This is a genomic window from Streptomyces sp. P17 (assembly GCF_032436805.1).
Taxonomy (GTDB): domain Bacteria; phylum Actinomycetota; class Actinomycetes; order Streptomycetales; family Streptomycetaceae; genus Streptomyces.
Genome location: NZ_JAVRBF010001079.1, coordinates 1 through 259, shown reverse-complemented (window position 1 = coordinate 259; position 259 = coordinate 1). Strand labels below are relative to the sequence as shown.

At 66.0% G+C, this 259-nt stretch carries 1 protein-coding gene; it reads right to left on the bottom strand.

All coding sequences use genetic code 11. The annotated features are described in order from the left end of the window. Window positions 1–74 precede the first annotated feature (74 nt). A partial coding sequence (locus tag RMT89_RS43990) for a hypothetical protein (protein ID WP_315889361.1) occupies window positions 75–259 on the bottom strand: 185 nt, incomplete at its 5' end.

The following is a 259-nucleotide window of genomic DNA, read 5'->3' as shown; positions in this document are numbered from 1 at the left end:
CGACAACGCCCAGATCGATGCGCCTAAGGCAGCGGACAGCAGCAGGGCAGGCCAGCGGGCAGGGCGCGCGTTCATCACGGCACGGGCCGGATGAAGTAGTCGATGCTGCCCTTCAGCGTGCAGGCTTTTTCGCCGGTTTTCGCGCAATGCACGTCAACGCGCTGGCCGACTTTCGGCAGGGTATTGGGCTGGCCCCAGACCGGCTGATTGAGGCGCTCGCCGCTCATGGTGGTGACCACGATGCCGTTCACCGTCGCGC